Source organism: Pseudomonas lini (genome assembly GCF_030812475.1).
Classification (GTDB): Bacteria; Pseudomonadota; Gammaproteobacteria; order Pseudomonadales; family Pseudomonadaceae; genus Aquipseudomonas; species Aquipseudomonas lini_A.
Window position 1 is genome coordinate 113,850 of the sequence record NZ_JAUSSR010000001.1, and the last position, 18,068, is coordinate 131,917.

19 protein-coding genes and 1 tRNA gene are annotated in these 18,068 nt (G+C 58.9%); 14 read left to right on the plus strand and 6 right to left on the minus strand.

Annotated features, from left to right (window positions below):
- Nucleotides 1-250: 250 nt before the first annotated feature.
- The 4 genes from rpoE (at nt 251) to J2W17_RS00610 (ending at nt 4,057) form a co-directional block, all read left to right on the plus strand.
- Nucleotides 251-832: an RNA polymerase sigma factor RpoE gene (gene rpoE / locus J2W17_RS00595; protein ID WP_007944079.1), complete on the plus strand. Its 582-nt coding sequence runs from the start codon at nt 251-253 to the stop codon at nt 830-832.
- Nucleotides 833-863: 31 nt separating this feature from the next.
- On the plus strand, nt 864-1,451 hold the full coding sequence (locus J2W17_RS00600; protein ID WP_307327595.1) for a sigma-E factor negative regulatory protein: 588 nt from the start codon (nt 864-866) through the stop codon (nt 1,449-1,451).
- A gap of 8 nt (nt 1,452-1,459) precedes the next feature.
- A complete protein-coding gene (locus tag J2W17_RS00605) occupies nt 1,460-2,422 on the plus strand; it encodes a MucB/RseB C-terminal domain-containing protein (protein WP_307327598.1) in 963 nt (320 codons plus the stop codon).
- A 207-nt stretch (nt 2,423-2,629) separates the two neighbouring features.
- Entirely contained in the window at nt 2,630-4,057 is a 1,428-nt protein-coding gene (locus J2W17_RS00610) for a DegQ family serine endoprotease (protein WP_307327601.1), read from the plus strand.
- 86 nt (nt 4,058-4,143) lie between these two features.
- Here the strand turns inward: J2W17_RS00610 and J2W17_RS00615 are convergent, their stop codons facing one another.
- Together J2W17_RS00615 and J2W17_RS00620 are read right to left on the minus strand one after the other, a co-directional pair.
- Entirely contained in the window at nt 4,144-4,335 is a 192-nt protein-coding gene (locus J2W17_RS00615; protein WP_307327604.1) for a hypothetical protein, read from the minus strand.
- Between the two features lie 101 nt (nt 4,336-4,436).
- Entirely contained in the window at nt 4,437-5,870 is a 1,434-nt protein-coding gene (locus J2W17_RS00620) for a M48 family metalloprotease (RefSeq protein ID WP_307327607.1), read from the minus strand.
- Nucleotides 5,871-5,967: 97 nt separating this feature from the next.
- Here J2W17_RS00620 and J2W17_RS00625 point away from each other — a divergent pair, with 97 nt between their 5' ends.
- Nucleotides 5,968-6,207 carry a sulfurtransferase TusA family protein gene (locus J2W17_RS00625; RefSeq protein ID WP_007898654.1) on the plus strand — a complete coding sequence of 80 codons (240 nt, stop codon included), beginning with the start codon at nt 5,968-5,970 and terminating at the stop codon, nt 6,205-6,207.
- A gap of 31 nt (nt 6,208-6,238) precedes the next feature.
- Nucleotides 6,239-7,309 (plus strand): AI-2E family transporter, encoded by a 1,071-nt coding sequence (locus tag J2W17_RS00630; protein WP_307327612.1) that lies wholly within the window; start codon nt 6,239-6,241, stop codon nt 7,307-7,309.
- A 62-nt stretch (nt 7,310-7,371) separates the two neighbouring features.
- Here J2W17_RS00630 and J2W17_RS00635 read toward each other — a convergent pair whose 3' ends face one another.
- On the minus strand, nt 7,372-7,845 hold the full coding sequence (locus J2W17_RS00635) for a peroxiredoxin (RefSeq protein WP_307327615.1): 474 nt from the start codon (nt 7,843-7,845) through the stop codon (nt 7,372-7,374).
- Nucleotides 7,846-7,855: 10 nt separating this feature from the next.
- A complete protein-coding gene (locus J2W17_RS00640; protein ID WP_019692529.1) occupies nt 7,856-8,416 on the minus strand; it encodes a glycine cleavage system protein R in 561 nt (186 codons plus the stop codon).
- Between the two features lie 328 nt (nt 8,417-8,744).
- On the opposite strand from J2W17_RS00640, the gene dapA reads away from it, so the two are divergent.
- From dapA to J2W17_RS00665, 5 genes are all read left to right on the plus strand, one after another.
- The gene (gene dapA / locus J2W17_RS00645; RefSeq protein WP_307327623.1) at nt 8,745-9,623 is read left to right on the plus strand and encodes a 4-hydroxy-tetrahydrodipicolinate synthase; all 879 of its coding nucleotides are present in this window, start codon (nt 8,745-8,747) and stop codon (nt 9,621-9,623) included.
- Nucleotides 9,624-9,640: 17 nt separating this feature from the next.
- The gene (bamC, locus tag J2W17_RS00650) at nt 9,641-10,759 is read left to right on the plus strand and encodes an outer membrane protein assembly factor BamC (protein WP_307327627.1); all 1,119 of its coding nucleotides are present in this window, start codon (nt 9,641-9,643) and stop codon (nt 10,757-10,759) included.
- Nucleotides 10,760-10,763: 4 nt separating this feature from the next.
- Nucleotides 10,764-11,522 (plus strand): MBL fold metallo-hydrolase, encoded by a 759-nt coding sequence (locus tag J2W17_RS00655; protein ID WP_307327630.1) that lies wholly within the window; start codon nt 10,764-10,766, stop codon nt 11,520-11,522.
- Nucleotides 11,523-11,550: 28 nt separating this feature from the next.
- Nucleotides 11,551-12,264: a phosphoribosylaminoimidazolesuccinocarboxamide synthase gene (purC, locus tag J2W17_RS00660; RefSeq protein WP_007898671.1), complete on the plus strand. Its 714-nt coding sequence runs from the start codon at nt 11,551-11,553 to the stop codon at nt 12,262-12,264.
- Between the two features lie 83 nt (nt 12,265-12,347).
- Nucleotides 12,348-12,437, plus strand: a tRNA-Ser gene (locus J2W17_RS00665).
- A 115-nt stretch (nt 12,438-12,552) separates the two neighbouring features.
- On the opposite strand, the gene J2W17_RS00670 is transcribed toward J2W17_RS00665, so the two are convergent.
- Nucleotides 12,553-14,646, minus strand: coding sequence for an acyltransferase family protein (locus J2W17_RS00670; protein WP_307327634.1), 2,094 nt, complete (start codon nt 14,644-14,646; stop codon nt 12,553-12,555).
- 233 nt (nt 14,647-14,879) lie between these two features.
- Here J2W17_RS00670 and J2W17_RS00675 point away from each other — a divergent pair, with 233 nt between their 5' ends.
- A complete protein-coding gene (locus J2W17_RS00675) occupies nt 14,880-16,199 on the plus strand; it encodes a hypothetical protein (RefSeq protein ID WP_307327636.1) in 1,320 nt (439 codons plus the stop codon).
- Nucleotides 16,200-16,351: 152 nt separating this feature from the next.
- Here J2W17_RS00675 and J2W17_RS00680 read toward each other — a convergent pair whose 3' ends face one another.
- Entirely contained in the window at nt 16,352-16,642 is a 291-nt protein-coding gene (locus tag J2W17_RS00680; protein WP_307327639.1) for a DUF3077 domain-containing protein, read from the minus strand.
- Between the two features lie 697 nt (nt 16,643-17,339).
- On the opposite strand from J2W17_RS00680, the gene J2W17_RS00685 reads away from it, so the two are divergent.
- Nucleotides 17,340-17,594, plus strand: a complete 255-nt coding sequence (locus J2W17_RS00685) for a type II toxin-antitoxin system HicA family toxin (protein ID WP_307327642.1) — start codon at nt 17,340-17,342, stop codon at nt 17,592-17,594.
- Nucleotides 17,591-17,923, plus strand: coding sequence for a type II toxin-antitoxin system HicB family antitoxin (locus J2W17_RS00690; protein WP_150745892.1), 333 nt, complete (start codon nt 17,591-17,593; stop codon nt 17,921-17,923). Before J2W17_RS00685 ends, J2W17_RS00690 begins: the two co-directional genes overlap by 4 nt.
- Nucleotides 17,924-18,068 lie beyond the last annotated feature (145 nt).

An 18,068-nucleotide genomic window follows, 5' to 3' on the forward strand; every position in this document is an offset into this window, starting at 1 on the left:
ACGGTTGCCTGAATCAAGGGACAGTGTCGGCTTCAGTGCTGGATCGTGGTTGGATCCTCACTGGCGAAACCGATGACAAGATTATTCGCGCAGCCGGGTCAACTCGCGCTGCGCTTTTCGTGCGTGCCAGATCAGAGCCCGCAGGAAACTTGCTTGGAGGGGGAGAACTTTTGCGAAAAGCCCGAGTCTATGTTTGCAAGCCTGGTCGTTTAGCCATGCAAGCCTCCTCCAAGTTTATCGAGGAGTGTTCATGCTAACCCAGGAAGAGGATCAGCAGCTGGTCGAACGCGTTCAGCGCGGCGACAAGCGAGCTTTCGATCTGCTAGTGCTGAAATACCAGCACAAAATTCTCGGGTTGATCGTGCGATTCGTGCACGACACCCATGAAGCCCAGGATGTCGCACAGGAAGCCTTTATCAAGGCGTACCGTGCACTAGGAAATTTTCGCGGAGACAGCGCGTTTTATACGTGGCTTTACCGCATTGCCATTAACACGGCGAAAAACTATCTGGTTTCACGCGGCCGCCGGCCGCCTGATAGCGATGTCAGTTCCGAGGATGCAGAGTTCTACGATGGCGATCATGGCCTCAAGGATCTCGAGTCGCCAGAACGTGCACTGCTGCGCGATGAGATCGAAGGCACTGTCCATCGAACCATCCAGCAACTTCCAGAAGATTTGCGTACGGCCTTAACTTTACGTGAATTCGATGGTCTGAGTTACGAGGACATTGCAGCAGTCATGCAATGTCCGGTGGGTACCGTGCGCTCCCGGATCTTCCGCGCTCGGGAAGCCATCGATAAAGCCCTGCAGCCGTTGTTGCAGGAAAACTAAAGACAGCGGCGACAGCCAAGAGAGGAACGCCATGAGTCGTGAAGCCCTGCAGGAATCGCTGTCCGCAGTGATGGATAACGAAGCGGACGAATTGGAACTGCGTCGGGTGCTCAATGCCTTCGACGATGTTGAAACCCGTGAAACCTGGGCTCGTTATCAAATCGCTCGGGCAGTGATGCACAAGGATCTGCTGCTTCCACGCCTGGACATTGCCGCGGCAGTTTCCGCTGCGTTGGCTGACGAAGCCGTACCGGCAAAAGCTACCCGTGGTCCATGGCGCAGCCTGGGTCGTCTGGCAGTCGCCGCTTCGGTCACCGTTGCAGTATTGGCAGGTGTTCGTCTGTACAACCAGGACGAGATCGCCGGTGTCGAACTGGCCCAGCAATCCACTCAGCAGGGTCTGGCCGCTCCTCAGGTCAAGGGTCCAGCTGTATTGGCAGGCTATAGTGAGAGTTCGGATGCCACGGGCCCCATGGCCAATGGCGTATTGCAAGGTCAGCCAGGCTGGCACGACCAGCGTTTGCCAGGCTACCTGCGCCAACATGCTCAGCAGGCTGCGCTGAAAGGTACTGAAAGTGCGTTGCCGTATGCTCGTGCAGCAAGTCTGGAAAACCGTTAAGGAGGACCATGCGCTCCATACCTCTACTTACGCTTCTGCTCGGTGGCTGGTTCGTTGTTCCAGCCCACGCCGATGATGCCCAGAACTGGTTGACCCGTCTGGGTCAGGCTGAGCAACAGCAAAGCTTTCACGGTACATTCGTCTACGAGCGTAACGGTAGTTTTTCTACCCACAACATCTGGCACCGTGTCCAGGATGGCAAGGTCCGCGAGCGTTTGCTCCAGCTCGACGGTTCGGCCCAGGAAGTCGTGCGCATTGATGGACATACTCGATGCGTCAGCGGCACCCTGATTGCAGGACTCGGGGACGCCCCGAATTCCGCGGCTCGTGCACTCGACCCTCAAAAGCTCAAGAATTGGTATGACCTTGCCGTCATTGGCAAGTCGCGTGTGGCCGGGCGTTCGGCAGTCATTATCTCCCTGACGCCTCGCGACCAGCATCGCTATGGCTTCGAATTGCATCTGGATCAGGAAACCGGCCTGCCTCTCAAGTCATTGCTGCTCAGTGACAAAGGGCAGTTGCTCGAGCGGTTCCAGTTCACGCAGCTCAATACCGCCGATGTGCCGACGGACAGCGATTTGCAGCCGGGCGACGACTGCAAGACGGTTGCTTTTGATAGCGACAAGGCGTCCGCAACCAAGGTTGCCCAAACCTGGCATTCGGACTGGTTGCCGCCCGGTTTCGAGCTGACCAGCAGTACCGCGCGCAAGGATCCCGAGACCAAGACGCAGGTCGATAGTCTGATGTATGGCGATGGTCTCTCCCGTTTCTCTGTATTCCTCGAGCCATTGAATGGCGCAACCGTCATCGATACTCGCGTTCAGTTAGGCCCGACCGTGGCTGTATCCCGACGCTTGAGTACTCCTGAAGGCGAAATGATGGTCACCGTGGTCGGTGAAATTCCCGTCGGCACCGCTGAACGCATTGCGCTTTCCATGCGGAACGATAGCGCTGCAACCAGCAAGCAGTGAGCTGATTTCGGCCATTTTCACTTCGTCGGCGAGACGTCGAAATGTTTGCTGAGCATTTTCATTTGCAAATATCCCGAAAATTTTTTATAGGTCAGAGCATCTCGGCTCTGGCCTTGTCTGTTGTTCCCGGAACAAAAATGCCGGCCTGTCGTGACCGGTGTTTTATGCTCCATATCGCTTAACCCTGCTCGTCGTAATGGGAGCTGTATGTCGATACTCAGTTTGAAGTCTTATCTCTCCGTTGTTGCCACCGTCCTGGTGCTTGGTCAGGCTGTTCCTGCGCAAGCGGTCGAACTGCCGGATTTCACGCAGCTGGTCGAACAGGCCTCGCCGGCGGTCGTGAACATCAGTACCACGCAGAAACTGCCGGACCGAAAAGTGAACGAGCAGATGCCCGACCTCGAGGGCTTGCCGCCGATGTTGCGCGAGTTCTTCGAGCGCGGCATGCCGCCACAACCGCGTACGCCACGGGGTGATCGTCAGCGTGAAGCGCAGTCCCTGGGGTCGGGTTTCATCATCTCGTCCGACGGCTACATCCTGACCAACAATCATGTGATTGCCGATGCCGACGAAATCCTTGTCCGCCTGGCTGACCGCAGCGAATTGAAAGCCAAGCTGGTCGGCACCGATCCGCGTTCCGACGTGGCCCTGCTGAAAATCGAAGGCAAGGACCTGCCGGTGCTCAAGCTCGGCAAATCCCAGGACCTGAAGGCCGGACAATGGGTAGTCGCGATCGGCTCGCCGTTCGGTTTCGACCACACTGTGACCCAAGGCATCGTCAGCGCCATCGGTCGCAGCCTGCCGAATGAAAATTATGTACCGTTCATCCAGACCGACGTGCCGATCAACCCGGGTAACTCCGGTGGTCCGCTGTTCAACCTGGCGGGCGAAGTGGTGGGGATCAACTCGCAGATCTATACCCGTTCCGGCGGCTTCATGGGCGTGTCGTTTGCGATTCCTATCGACGTGGCCATGGATGTTTCCAACCAGCTGAAAAGCGGCGGCAAGGTCAGTCGTGGCTGGTTGGGTGTGGTCATCCAGGAAGTGAACAAGGACCTGGCCGAGTCGTTCGGTCTTGAAAAGCCTGCCGGTGCGCTGGTGGCGCAGATCCAGGATGACGGCCCGGCCGCCAAGGGTGGCCTGCAAGTCGGCGACGTGATCCTGAGCATGAACGGTCAACCGATCGTCATGTCCGCCGACCTGCCGCACCTGGTGGGCGCGCTGAAGGCCGGCTCGAAAGCCGATCTGGAAGTGATTCGCGAAGGCAAGCGCAAGAATGTCCAGCTGACGGTGGGCGCTATTCCTGAAGAGGGCAAAGAGCTCGATGCCCTGCCAAAATCCAGTGTCGAGCGCAGCAGCAATCGCCTGGGTGTTGCCGTGGCCGAGCTGACCGCTGAGCAGAAGAAAACCTTCGATCTCAAAGGCGGGGTGGTCATCAAGGAAGTCCAGGACGGCCCTGCTGCCCTGATCGGCTTGCAGCCAGGCGATGTGATCACTCACTTGAACAATCAGGCGATTGGTTCCACCAAGGAGTTCACCGACATTGCCGAGGCACTGCCGAAGAACCGCTCGGTGTCGATGCGGGTTCTGCGTCAAGGTCGCGCCAGCTTCATCACCTTCAAACTGGCCGAATAGTCCGGTTGTTACTGTAGGAGCAGCCGGTCGACGCTCGATTGCTCCGGGCGGCGTTCCGACGAAGGTCTCAAGGGCGACGCGTTCATTCAGAAAGAACGCGTCATCGTTGACACCGTCCCTGTAGGAGCGAGCTTGCTCGCGAAGGTCTCAGGGGCGGCGCGTTCATCCAGAAAGAACGCGTCATCGTTGACGTCCATCTCTGTAGGAGCGAGCTTGCTCGCGATGGTCTCAGGGGCGACGCGTTCATTCAGGAGGAACGCGTCATCGTTGACGTCCATCGCGAGCAAGCTTGCTCCTACAAAAGGCAAGACATGTCAGTTGTCGCCAGCATAAAAAAACCGCCTGAAAGGGCGGTTTTTTTATGCGTTCGCGAAAAGCGTCAGCCCATCATGTCCTTGATCATGCGCTCCTGCTCCATCAACTCCCGTTGCCGCGCGTCGATCCGCGACGACAGCGGGAAGTTGGTGCCCGCCTTGCGCTTGGCGAAGTCCAGTTGCTGAATGGCCTGGCGGTAGTCGCCGACCAGGGCGAAGTACTCGGCGCGGGCCTGGTGCAGGCCGATGATGTTGCCCGACAAGCCACGGGTCTCGGCCACCATGTACCAGACGTCCGGATCGTCCGGCCGACTCTTGAGCAGATTTTCCAGGGCTTTTTCCGCTTCGGGCGCCCGGTTTTGCTTGAGCAGCAGATCGACACGCACTGAATTGAGCGGATAGTTGCCCGGATACTGGGTCAACATCCGGTCCACCCGGGCCTGAGCATCGGGCAGCCGATTGTTGGTGATGTCCAGATCGACCTGAGCCAGGTTATAGATGATCTCGTTCGGCGACTTGGCCAGCAACGACGCAAGGTTTTCCCGAGCTTCGTTCAACTGGCCACCCTTGATCTGGGCGATCGCCAGGCCATAACGCGCGACATCGTTTTTCGGGTTTTCATCGAGCTGGGCGCGGAAACGCTTGGCCCCAAGGCCCGGGGTTTCTTCATAGATCAGTTGGACCCGGGCACGAATCAGCTGGTAACGCATGCTGTCTTCAATACCGCCTGGCCTGGCCTGCTCGGCTCGGTTACGGGTGTCGGCGATCCGTGATTCGGTCACCGGGTGAGTCAGCAGGAATTCCGGTGGCTTGGCATCAAAGCGGTATTGGCGCGACAACCGCTCGAACATGGTCGGCATCGAGCGTGGGTCGTAACCGGCCTTTTCCAGATTGAGAATGCCGATGCGGTCGGCTTCCTGTTCGTTTTGCCGCGAGAAGCGTCGCTGTTCCTGAATCGCCGCGGCCTGCGAACCGGCAATGGCGGCGATCCCGGCATCGCCGGCACCGGCGGCGGCAATCACGATCCCGGCCAGCAATGCGGCCATCATCGGTACTTGCATCCGCTGTTGGGCTTCGACGCCACGGGCAAAGTGACGCTGCGACAAGTGAGCCAGTTCGTGGGCCAGTACCGAAGCGTATTCGCCTTCGGTCTGGGCATTGAGGAACAAGCCGCCGTTGACTCCGATAATGCCGCCCGGTGCCGCGAAGGCGTTGAGTTGCGGGCTGTTGATCAGGATGAATTCCAGGCGCCGGTCATTGACCTGGCTGGTCTCCACCAGGCGGTAGACGCTGGATTCGACGTAGTCCTTGAGCTGTGGATCGTTGAGCTGGGACACCTGGCTGCGCAGCAGCGCCAGCCAGGCCCGGCCCAGCTGGTGTTCCTGTTGCGGCGAGACGATGGCAGAACTGGCGTCGCCGAGTGACGGCAGGTCGTCGGCGAAGCCCGGAGAGGCGAGCAGGCAAGCGAGCGTCAGCAGGGTAGGGCGCAGAAATGTCATGCACGAAGCCTTAGTCGACAAAGACCTTACTGTAGCCGGACAGTACGCTCGGGACCAGATATTCTAAGCCCCTCGACCACCTGACCGGAGTGATGCAATGACCGATGCCGTAACCCATGACGCCGAACTCGACGCCAGCGGCCTCAATTGCCCGTTGCCGTTACTCAAGGCCAAACTGGAACTCAATCGCCTGGCCAGCGGCGCAGTGCTCAAGGTAATCGCCACGGATGCGGGGTCGCAACGCGACTTTCGCACCTTTGCCCGATTGGCCGGTCATACGCTGCTGCGTGAAGAAGATGAGGCGGGTGTTTACCGCTACTGGTTGAAAAAAGCCTGAACCTGCTGCGTTGGTTTCCAAGGGATTATTGATGTTCAAGGTGTTACGCGACTGGATTCAGCGCTATTTTTCCGACGAAGAAGCCGTGGTGCTTGCCGTGCTTCTGTTTCTGGCGTTTACCGCCGTACTGACGCTCGGCGGCATGCTCGCGCCGGTGCTCGCCGGTATGGTGCTGGCGTATCTGATGCAAGGGCTGGTGGCGACGCTGGAGCGCCTGCGCATGCCGGGCGGGGCGGCAGTGGGGCTGGTCTTTGCGTTATTCATGGGGCTGCTGCTGGTGTTCATCGTGGTCGTGGTGCCGTTGCTCTGGCATCAACTGATCACCTTGTTCAATGAATTACCCGGGATGCTCGCCAAGTGGCAGTCACTGTTATTGCTGCTGCCCGAGCGTTACCCGCACCTGGTGTCCGATGAGCAAGTGCTGCGGGCCATCGAGGTGGCACGGGGCGAGATCGGCAATTTCGGCCAGTGGGCGCTGACGTACTCGCTGTCGAGCCTGCCGCTGCTGGTGAACATCATGATCTACCTGGTATTGGTGCCAATCCTGGTGTTTTTCTTTCTCAAGGATCGGGAAATGATCGGCCAGTGGGTGCGCGGTTACCTGCCTCGCGAGCGAGCGCTGATCACCCGCGTTGCCCGCGAGATGAACCGGCAGATCGCCAACTACATTCGCGGCAAAGGCATCGAGATCGTCATTTGCGGCGGCGCGACCTATATCGGTTTCGTGGTGCTGGGGCTCAACTATGCGGCGCTGCTGGCGCTACTGGTGGGCGTGTCGGTGGTGGTGCCCTATGTCGGCGCCGTGGTGGTGACCGTGCCCGTGCTGCTGATCGCGCTGTTCCAGTGGGGCTGGAGCGATCAGTTCATCTATTTGATGGCGGTCTACGGCATCATCCAGGTCCTGGACGGGAACGTGCTGGTGCCGTTGCTGTTTTCGGAAGCGGTCAACCTGCACCCGGTGGCAATCATCTGTGCGGTGCTGTTGTTTGGTGGGTTGTGGGGATTCTGGGGGGTGTTCTTTGCGATTCCCCTGGCGACGCTGTTCAAGGCTGTACTGGATGCGTGGCCGCGCAAGGAGCCGGTGGTGGCGCCGTTGCTTTAACTGCCAGCTCTGAATCTTCAGTGGGGTTGATGGCCTCTTCGCTGGCACAGACGCCCAAATAATCAGGCCTTGTTCAACGCCTGGGCAGCCGCCAAAACAGCATCCACATGCCCCGGCACCTTCACCCCACGCCATTCCTGACGCAGCACCCCATCCTTATCAATCAGGAACGTGCTGCGATCAACTCCCATGTATTCCTTGCCATACAGCTTCTTCAACTTGATCACATCGAACAGCTGACACAGCGCTTCTTCCTTGTCGCTGATCAGCTCAAAGGTGAACGCCTGCTTGGCCTTGAAGTTCTCGTGGGATTTCAGGCTGTCGCGGGACACGCCGAAGACTTCGGTATTGGCCGCTTTAAAGGCCTCGAGCTGATCGCGAAAACCCTGGCCCTGGGTGGTGCAGCCCGGCGTGCTGTCCTTCGGATAGAAGTAAATCACCACCTGCTTGCCTTTGAGGCCCGCCAGGCTGATGGTCTGCCCATTGGTGGCGGGTGCTTCGAAATCGGCAACCGGTTGGTCGATGGCAACGGCCATGAAAGCTTCCTTACATTGGGTTTTGTGGGCGCCACGGTTCGATCAGGGCGTCCAGGTTCAGCGCGTCGGCGAAATCCAGGAACTGATCGCGCAGCCAGCTGATCTGCACGCCGGCCGGCAAGGTCACCGTAAACGTGGCATTGAGCATGGTGCCGCCGGTCTGAGGCGCCTGATAGGTGTCGCAGGTCAGGTTTTCCAGCTCGACGTTGTGGTCCATGAAGAACTGGCACAGCTCGTTGATGATGTCCGAGCGGTAGGCCGAGCTGACATAAGCGACGTATGGCAGGGCCTGGGGGCGATTCTCCAGCGCCGCACTGCGCACCACATTGACCGTGAAGGCATGCTTCTTGGCGAGGCTCGACAGGCTGCCTTCGAGGCGCGCCAGGGCGTCCCAGCTGCCGGAGATCTCAAGGACCAACGCACTGCACTCGCCATGACGGGTCAGGCGAGAGGTAACCACGGCGCAGCGGTTTTCATGGCTGGCGCGGCACAGGACGTTAGTCAGCTCCATGGGGTTGGCGCCGAGGGCACTGATGACAAGGAATTGTTCGCGAACTGTGGGGGTGGACATGCAGCATTCCTAAAGCGATGAGCGGTCGATACTTTTATGGCCTTTTTTGCCCGGGCGAGCCTGCGGATGCGAATTCAAAAAACCCGAACCGGAAGGTTGCAACCTGCTCCAGAGTGGCAAGAGCGAAGGGTGGCAACGCTGGGATCGGGGCTTGTGATGCCGAAAATGGAGGCTGGAACCCGGATTGCGAGCTTGTCAGTACCGATCAAAGTCTGAAGGGTAGCGAAAAGCGGCGCCAAGGGGAATGGCAGCAGCGCAGTACTTCGCTTGTACAAGCATCTTGGCGCCAGTACCATTACCGCTCTCTTTTTCCGGCAGGAGCGGTTGCATGATTGCGGGCAGTATGGTGGCACTGGTCACACCCATGGATGCACAAGGTCGTCTCGACTGGGACAGCTTGAGCAAACTGGTGGACTTTCACCTGCAAAACGGCACCCACGCCATCGTGGCGGTCGGCACTACAGGTGAATCGGCCACCCTTGACGTGAACGAGCACATCGAAGTGATTCGTTACGTGGTGAAGCAGGTTGCAGGGCGCATTCCGGTGATCGCCGGGACTGGCGCGAACTCGACACGCGAAGCCATCGAGCTGACCACCAATGCGAAGATCGCCGGCGCCGATGCCTGCCTGTTGGTGACGCCGTATTACAACAAGCCGACCCAGGAAGGCCTGTACCAGCACTTCAAGGCCATCGCCGAAGCCGTCGACATCCCGCAGATCCTGTATAACGTGCCTGGCCGCACCGCGTGCGACATGCTCGCCGAGACCGTGATCCGCCTGTCGACCGTGAAGAACATCATCGGCATCAAGGAAGCCACCGGCGACCTGTCCCGTGCCAAAGCCATCATCGATGGCGTCAGCAAGGACTTCCTGGTGGTATCCGGCGACGACGCCACGGCAGTCGAGCTGATGCTGCTGGGCGGCAAAGGCAATATCTCGGTGACCGCCAACGTCGCGCCGCGCGACATGGCCGACATGTGCAATGCCGCGCTGAAGGGCGATGCCGTGACCGCCCGCGCGATCCACGAAAAGCTGATGCCGCTCAATAAAACCCTGTTTATCGAATCCAACCCTATTCCCGTGAAATGGGCGCTGCATGAAATGGGCTTGATGCCGGACGGTATCCGTCTGCCGCTCACCTGGCTCAGTGCTGCCTGTCACGAACCGCTGCGGCAGGCCATGCGCCAGTCCGGCGTCCTGGTTTAATTGAGGAAGTACTACGCATGAAGCGATTGGCCGGACTTTCCGCACTTGCCTTGATTATCTCCAGCACCAGTGGCTGTGGATGGGTCTGGGGCCCGGAAGGTTATTTCCGTGACCGTGGCAGCGATTACCTGGAAGCGCAACAGACTGCGCCGATGCAATTGCCGTCGGACGTCACCACCGCGAAACGTCTGGATCCGCTGTTGCCGATTCCGCGCAACGTGGCCGACGACACCGCCAAGGGCGAATACGTGGTGCCGCGTCCGCAGCCGCTGACCGCCGGGGCCGACGTTGCTGGCGCCTACTCGCTGCAGAAGACCGGTGATACGCGCTGGATCGTGGCCCAGAGCCCGCCGGCCGAAGTCTGGCCAGTGGCGGTGCAGTTCTTCCAGGACAATGGTTTCCGTCTGGACGAACAACGCCCGCAAACCGGTGAATTCACCACCACCTGGCAGCATTCCGACGAACTGTCGGCCGCAATGGCCAAGCGCCTGAGCGCAGCCGGTGTCGGCACTGACAGCGAATCCCGCGTGCGGGTCCGCATCGAGCCGGGCGTGCAACGCAACACCAGTGAAGTCTATGTGGTCAGCGCCCAGCGTCCTGCCGGCAGCACCGCCGACGTGGCCTTCACCAACCGTTCGGTCAACACCGGCCTGGACGCGGCACTGGTCGACGACATGCTCGCGAGCATGAGCCGTACGTCGGAGAAGGGCGGTTCGGTCTCCATGCTGGCTTCCCGTGATTTCGATACGCCAAGTCGCGTCAGCCTGAGCGAAGACGGCAGCGGCAACCCTGTGCTGAACGTCGGTACGGACCTGGATCGTGCCTGGTCGAGCGTCGGTCGTGCGCTGGAGCAGGGCGAATGGCGGGTTGAAGACATCAACCGCAGCCTGGGCCTGTACTACATCAACCTGGCGGAAAAAGCCGAGAAGGCAGACGACAAGCCTGGTTTCTTCAGCAGCCTGTTTGGCAGCGCGCCGGACAAGGAAGTCGTCGAAGCCCGTGCCGAGCGTTATCAGGTTCGCCTGAGCAAGGTGGGCGAAAACGTCCAGGTCACCGTCGAGAAAAACATCAACACCGTGGCGCCGGCTGACGTGGCGCGCAAAGTGTTGAGCGTGATTCAGGACAATCTGGGCTGATCTCATGCGTTTTGCCGTTCTCGGCAGCGGTAGCCAAGGGAACGGCACGCTGATAGCCAGCGCTGACACGTACGTGCTGGTGGATTGTGGTTTCTCCCTGCGGGAAACCGAAAAACGCCTGTTGCGCCTGGGTGTAAACCCGGCGCAGCTGAGCGCGATACTCGTGACCCACGAACATGCCGATCATGTGCATGGCGTGGGTTTGCTGTCTCGGCGTTACAATCTGCCTGTCTACCTCAGTCGCGGCACACTGCGCGGGATGCGCAAACCGATTGAACCGGCCGGCCTCCTGGCGGGCGGCGAGCAGCTGCAGATCGGCAACCTGAACATCGATGTCATTGCCGTGGCCCACGATGCGCAGGAGCCGACGCAATACGTTTTCAGTGACGGTGAACGGCGCTTCGGCCTGTTGACCGACCTGGGCTCCTATTGCAACAAGGTGCTGGACGGCTATCGGGACCTCGATGCGTTGATGATCGAGTCCAACCATTGCCGTGACATGCTGGCTCGCGGTCACTATCCGTACTTTCTCAAGCAACGGGTGGGCGGCGAGCTGGGACATTTGAACAACCACCAGGCGGCATTCCTGGTGTCCGAGTTGGGCTGGCAAGGCCTGCAACACCTGGTCCTGGCCCATCTGAGCAGCAAGAACAACCTGCCGCAGCTGGCCCGGCAATGTTTTGTCGACACCCTCGGGTGCGACCCGGACTGGCTGCAACTGGCCGATCAAGATTCAGGGCTCGACTGGCGATACATCGCCTAGCCCACCTACTTAGCAAGCGGAGCCCATCATGGAAAAACGTGAAGAACTCTACCGCGGCAAAGCCAAATCGGTTTACAAGACCGACGACGCTGACCGCTTGATCCTGCTGTTTCGCAACGACACCTCGGCGTTCGACGGCAAGCGCATCGAACAGCTCGACCGCAAAGGCATGGTGAACAACAAGTTCAACGCCTTCATCATGCAGAAACTCGAAGCGGCCGGCGTGCCGACCCAATTCGACAAACTGCTGGGCGACAACGAATGCCTGGTGAAAAAACTCGACATGATCCCGGTCGAGTGCGTCGTGCGTAACTACGCCGCCGGCAGCCTGGTCAAGCGCCTGGGCGTCGAAGAGGGCATGAAGCTCAACCCTTACACCTTCGAACTGTTCCTGAAGGACGACGCCAAGGGCGACCCGTTCATCAACGAATCCCACGTCGTGGCTTTCGGTTGGGGCACCGCCGAACAACTGGTCCGCATGAAAGAACTGTCGCTCAAGGTCAACGAAGTCCTGAGCAAACTGTTCGACGACGCCGGCCTGCTGCTGGTCGACTTCAAACTCGAATTCGGCGTGTTCTCTGACGGCTCCATCGTCCTGGGCGACGAATTCAGCCCGGACGGCTGCCGCCTGTGGGACAAGGCCACCGGCAAGAAAATGGACAAGGACCGCTTCCGCCAGGGCCTCGGTGACGTCATCGAAGCCTACGAAGAAGTCGCCAATCGTCTGGGCGTACCGCTTTAATCGACGCAAGCATCTGATAGCACAGAAATATTTCGTCTAGGGGCTTCGCTTCCGGCGAAAGTGTTGTTATGATGCGCGCCGTTGGAGAGATGCCAGAGTGGCCGAATGGGACGGATTCGAAATCCGTTGTACCTTCACCGGTACCTAGGGTTCGAATCCCTATCTCTCCGCCATTACATGGAAAAAGCCCCGTAGCTGAAAAGTTACGGGGCTTTTTCGTTTCTGGTTTACTGATCATATCCAAGTATGTTTTGAACGATGTCCCAGCGGCAAATGCCGGAGTCGAGTTCAGGAACCCCTGCCGGGTTGAGGTACGTCAGGTCCGGATAACGTCGGCAGCGGGCCCGGATTTAGGTTGTCCTGTGGGGCAGAGCTGCGGCTATCGGCAACCTCTTCAGGCTGCCCCCACACTTGCAGTAACAAGCGGATGAAGTCCGGGGCAAGGACCCGATTGCCATGTCCGCTCAGGTGGTCGGCATCGAAATAGAGTGGCTGGCCGTCGCGGTCGAAAGCTGAGCAGATCGGGCCGGGACACAGCAGTGCAAACGGATCCCAGACGGTCAGGTTGGGGTAGTCGCGGCGCAGTTCCCGCAGTTGTTGCATTTGCTGCGCGCGCAGGATTTCCAGCTGCTCACGCGGGGCGCTCAGGCCCGGCGCACAGACCGGGTTCATCCGATTGAACCAGTCCGAGCAACGATTGGCCGCGGCTCTGAACAGCGGCTTGGGCGCGTCGATCACCACCTGCAGGCCGGCAGCCTGCAATCGCGTCAGCACTGCGTGCGCCGATACCATGGCTTCTGCACGCGAATCGGCATTGAGCTCGGCGAGGGCTTCGGCCCAAGCAGCCTGCGGGTCGTCCGCCCAGTCACGTCCGGCCAGTTCCGGCATCCGCAAAGAAGCGAGCAGGACGATGTCGCCGGGTTTGGCGTTGGTTTCGATCGCTTGCAACGCCGCCTCCCGGCTTTGTGCACACGCCGGTGGATCGCCACCGATCAAGCGCACGACGCCGCAACCGCCGCGCTCGTGCTCGATAACCTCGACCCCCAGTTGCAAAGAGGCCAGCTTGAGCAGCGTGCGATAGGCGGCACTGTGCGAATCGCCGAGCACGAAGATCTGACGCCCGGCCAGCGACGCCCCTTCCATCGTCGGTAATGGTTCGCGCGGTTGATGTCGATAGGCCATCCAGGTGTAGGTGTCCGCGGTGCGGCTGATGGAGATTCGGTCTGGATTCTCTGCAATCCAACGTGCGCCCAACATGGATAGGCCGACGGCAACGATGCAGGCAGCGGCGGTCGCCCAGGTGCGGTGCTGCACAATCGACTTACCCGTGCGAATCGGGGTTTCAACCCAGTGATAGGAGGCCGCCGCCAGTGCCAGGACCAGCAGAGGGTAGGCCAACTGCACCAATAGCAGCTCGAAGCCGACGGTCCAGCGGACGAACACCGCGACCGGCCAGTGCCACAAATACAGTGAGTAGGACAGGCGCCCCAGGTAGGTCGCCCCGCGCGATTGCAGCAGCCGATGCGCGACTGACGGCGCGGAGCTGTCCGGCAGCACCACGGCGGTAATCATTAGCAGCGTGCCCGTCACCGTAGCCAATGCCCAGGGCAGCGGGAACCCTGTGGTATCGGCCTGCAGGAAGCCGAGCAGGACCAGGGCGAAACCGACTGCCAGCACCAGCGTCAACCCGCGGTTGGAGGGCGCTTGCGCCGAGCGCCGTTGCAGTACCTGGTACAACAATGCACCAGAAGCCAGTTCCCAGAAGCGTGAGGGCAGCAGGTAGAACGCGGCCAGCGGATCGCTGCGAGTCTGCAGCACACCGACGGCCAGTGAGGCCAGCGCCAGCGTCGGCAACAAAGCCCACAACAGTGGCACTCGCTGGCGCTGACGCAGCCACAGGAACCAGATCACGGGGAACCCCAGGTAGAACTGCTCTTCGACGCCCAGCGACCATGTGTGCAGATACGGGTTCAGATCAGCGCCGGGCGCGAAATAGGTATCGGTGTTCCAGGCCAGCACGAAGTTGCTCAGGCCGAGAAATGCGGCCAACCCGGTGCGATTGTTTTGCTCGCTGAGCCAGACTTGGGGCAGCAACATCGCCGAGAGGACAAAACTGGCTATCAGCACCACCAACAACGCGGGCAACAGACGCAGCAGGCGCCGCTGGTAAAAACCGAGCAGGAAATCGACAAAGCCCAGGTCGCGTCGCTCGGACAGCGACTGACTGATCACGAAGCCGGAGATGACGAAGAACATGTCCACACCAGTGAAGCCGCCTGGGAGCAGCGACAGGTAATCGGCGTGGTAGATCAGGACAGCTATCACCGCGATCGCCCGCAGGCCGTCGATGGCAGGTATGTAACTGCTGGCGGGTCGATGCATCGGCTAATTCCTCAAGCAGTCGAGAGTTAAAGCGCTAAGTATCGAGTGAGCGAGTACGCGCACGGCGGCGGGAGGTATGAGCCTGGCATGGGGCTTGAGTCGCAAGTCGCGACACGTCTGGTGCCGCGACGGTACCGGTGATGCAGGTGATGGCACGATCACCACAGGGACCCGGATTGAACTTCCTTTATTGGTGTCCCATATTCCGCCGGCTTACCAAGCCCGGTAGCTGAATGTGCAGCGACGTCTGGAAGGTATCCCGCCGAGATATGGTCAACAAGGCGGTGACCTGCCAAAAAGCACAACAAGCGAGCCCCCTTACGCAACTCTCGGATTTTGCCTACAACTTCATCCAGAGTTCACCCGGTTATTCTGGCAACCGTGCTACACATAATCTGAACGTCTATCACGCAAAGGCTGCTCGGAATGCCAGGATATTGGATGCTCACCGGAAGTTTTTCGATTTTCGGTTCTACGGTGATTCCAAAAACGCCGCTGCCCAATTTTCTCGCAAGACCGACGCCGGCCCCACCCAGACAAAGAAGCAAAGCACTGCCAGGTATGTGATGCGCGAGCGAATGCATTCGGCTCACCGCGGGTTTGGAGTGGGGTCTTCGGACTGTCTTGGGAGTAAGAGCGGTATGGAAAAGCGCAATCAATGGGGGTTGTTGTTTACCCTGGCCGTGATGTCGGGGAGCAATTGCCTGGCAGCCTCTGACGAAGATCCTGTGCAGGTCGTGGTCGTGGGCAATGCGGTGCACTACACCGGCGAGCTCGATGACGATGCGGTGGCGGCAGTTGCAAGTCTGTTGAAGTCTTCTGGCGGATCAATCGCGAAGCTGGTGATTGATTCAGGCGGCGGTGATGTCAATGCGGGCATGGATCTGGCCGAATTTGTGTTGGCTTCCGAGCTCGACGTGACCGTAGAGCGACTGTGTGCTTCGTCTTGTGCAAACTACGTGTTCCCGGCAGGCAAATCCAAGCGAATCAACCCGGGCGCTGTCGTGGTCTGGCATGGATCAGCCATTCAGGAGGGGCTCGAGACTGGGCCAACTGTTGACGACATCCGCCTGCCAGAGGGCGTGGAGCTATCTCTGGAACAGAAGTTGGCGTTGCTGGAGCAGCACCGTGAGCAGTCACTTCGATATGTAGAAGATGCTAAAGCGAGGCAGCGTGCATTCTTCGGCAGGATCGGAATCGATGAGCGCGTAACCGTGATGGGGCAGCAGCTTGAGGTCGCTCAAGAGTGGACATTGTCAGTCAAGGATATGGCGCGTTTCGGCATCCGTGACGTCTTTGCCGCCGATGACTACGGACGTTGCCTGCCCGCACAAGTCCGTGAGCGAGGGATTCAGTTGCTGAGTCTGGATGATTATCCAGATTATGCTGCGACCCTGGAGGTCCGGATGCCCGAGCTCTGGAGATCCTTGACTCGAGACCGGCTAATGGGCGTCACCTTTTTTGTGCAAGACGCCAAAAGCAACGGGCGAAAGCGCCGTATTTGCTGGCCTGAAGCGGTCCTGAGAGATGTAAGCAGGGGTTCGAATCCCTAACTCTCCGCTATTACATGGAAAAAGCCCCGTAGCTGAAAAGTTACGGGGCTTTTTCGTTTCCAGCGTTTCGTATAAGTTTTTTTTAGCTGCACGATCTCAACCGCAGTTGGAGGCCCCAGAAAGCGCGAGTCTTGTCGGAGAGAGGCTGACGGCTACTTTGCTGGCTTTTTAGTTTTCCAAGTTGGTCGTGGCGAAACAGCCTTAACCACATCATCGATCAGCGCTTTTCCCATTGCAGTCAAATAGTGTGCGGCCCAAGCATGACGGTCGGTGTCTTTTGCGTAAGCTGCGTCCTCTGCGAGCGCCTTGGCCAAGAAAAGGAAATCAGAGGCCTGTGCCAATGCAACATTGATGGGCACCCCCGCGCTGACGTGGAACAGTGCATTGTCTGAGCAGTAGATGGGGGTGAAACCGATAGTTTTTGCTTCTTCTGGTTCGGTCATACACCACCTCCCATGACGGAGAAGCGGTGGGGAAAGGAAAGCGATGGAGTGCTAAGTAAGCCGGTATTGATTTGAGGGTCAATCCGGATTTTGAGCGGATTTATGCTGCGCATTGTTCAGATCCCTTGATTTGAGGAACTGCCGCATTCGATACCAAGCGAATGGGTGGCAGCTGTACGCAGGTTGGTAAACCGGGGAATCAAGGAAACCGGCACATCCGAAGACGTCCCACGCACAGCCGCCATAAAACAAATTTGCAGAACGTCCGCAATCGTTTTGAAGGCGCTGTTACGCCATATTCCACCGGGTTACCAAGCCCGGTCGCTGAATGTGCAGCGACGTCTGGAGAGTATCCCGCCGAGATATGGCCAACAAGGCGGTAACCTGCCCAAAAACACAGTAAGCGAACCGCCTTACATAACTCTCGGATTTTGCCTACAACTTCATCGAGAGTCACCCGGATATTCTAGTAACCGTGCGAACGTCAATCACGCATGGGCTGCTCGGAACTCCAGGCTAATAGATGCTCATCGAAGGTTTTTCGATTATCGGTTCTGCGGTGATTCCAAAAAACGCCGCTTCCCCATTTTTGGGTACGCGGCGTTTTTTCTGATGTCTGCGTTGAATGATGCTCTTCATGCGTCGACGGTGTGATCTGCGGCTATTTACCCTCTGCCTGGTATCATGATTTAATACCATGAATAACAAACAACACGGTACTCTCAAAGCGGTGTTCGCAAGGCCGACACCGGCCACGCTGGAATGGGCGCGTATCGAGTCGCTTTTTGGCGCGGTTGGTGCCAAGACCATTGAAGGCAATGGGTCGCGGGTACGCTTCGAACTGAACGGTGTGGTTGCTACCTTTCACCGGCCTCACCCAGACAAAGAAGCGAAGCCCTACCAGGTTCGTGATGCGCGGGCTTTCCTTGAACAAGCAGGAGTCACCCCATGAACGTAATGAACTATCAAGGCTATGCCGCCCGAATTGAATACAGCGACGAAGACGGTCTGTTTGTCGGCCACATCGCGGGTATCAAGGATATCGTTGGCTTTCATGGCGAGTCAGTACGGGAGCTTCGAGAAGCCTTTGAAGAGGCCGTCACCGATTATCTGGATACGTGCGCCAAGCTCGGTCGCACGCCGCAGAAACCTTATTCGGGCAATCTCAGTCTTCGTTTGGCGCCAGCGCTCCACGCTACCGTTGCCGTAAAAGCTCAGCTGGCTCGCAAAAGTATCAATCAGTGGGTGGCTGACGTTCTTGATCGTGAGGCGCATGCCTGACGAAATGGCATGGGGTGGAGCACCCGAAAAACAGGACCGGCAGCTCCGGCTCGAACAACTTGATTCGTTCTGGCGCAGGTCGAGTGTCGGCTCGAACAGGGCGGGCTGGTCCTGTAGGTCTTCCTGCGGGATGACGTTGTCAGCC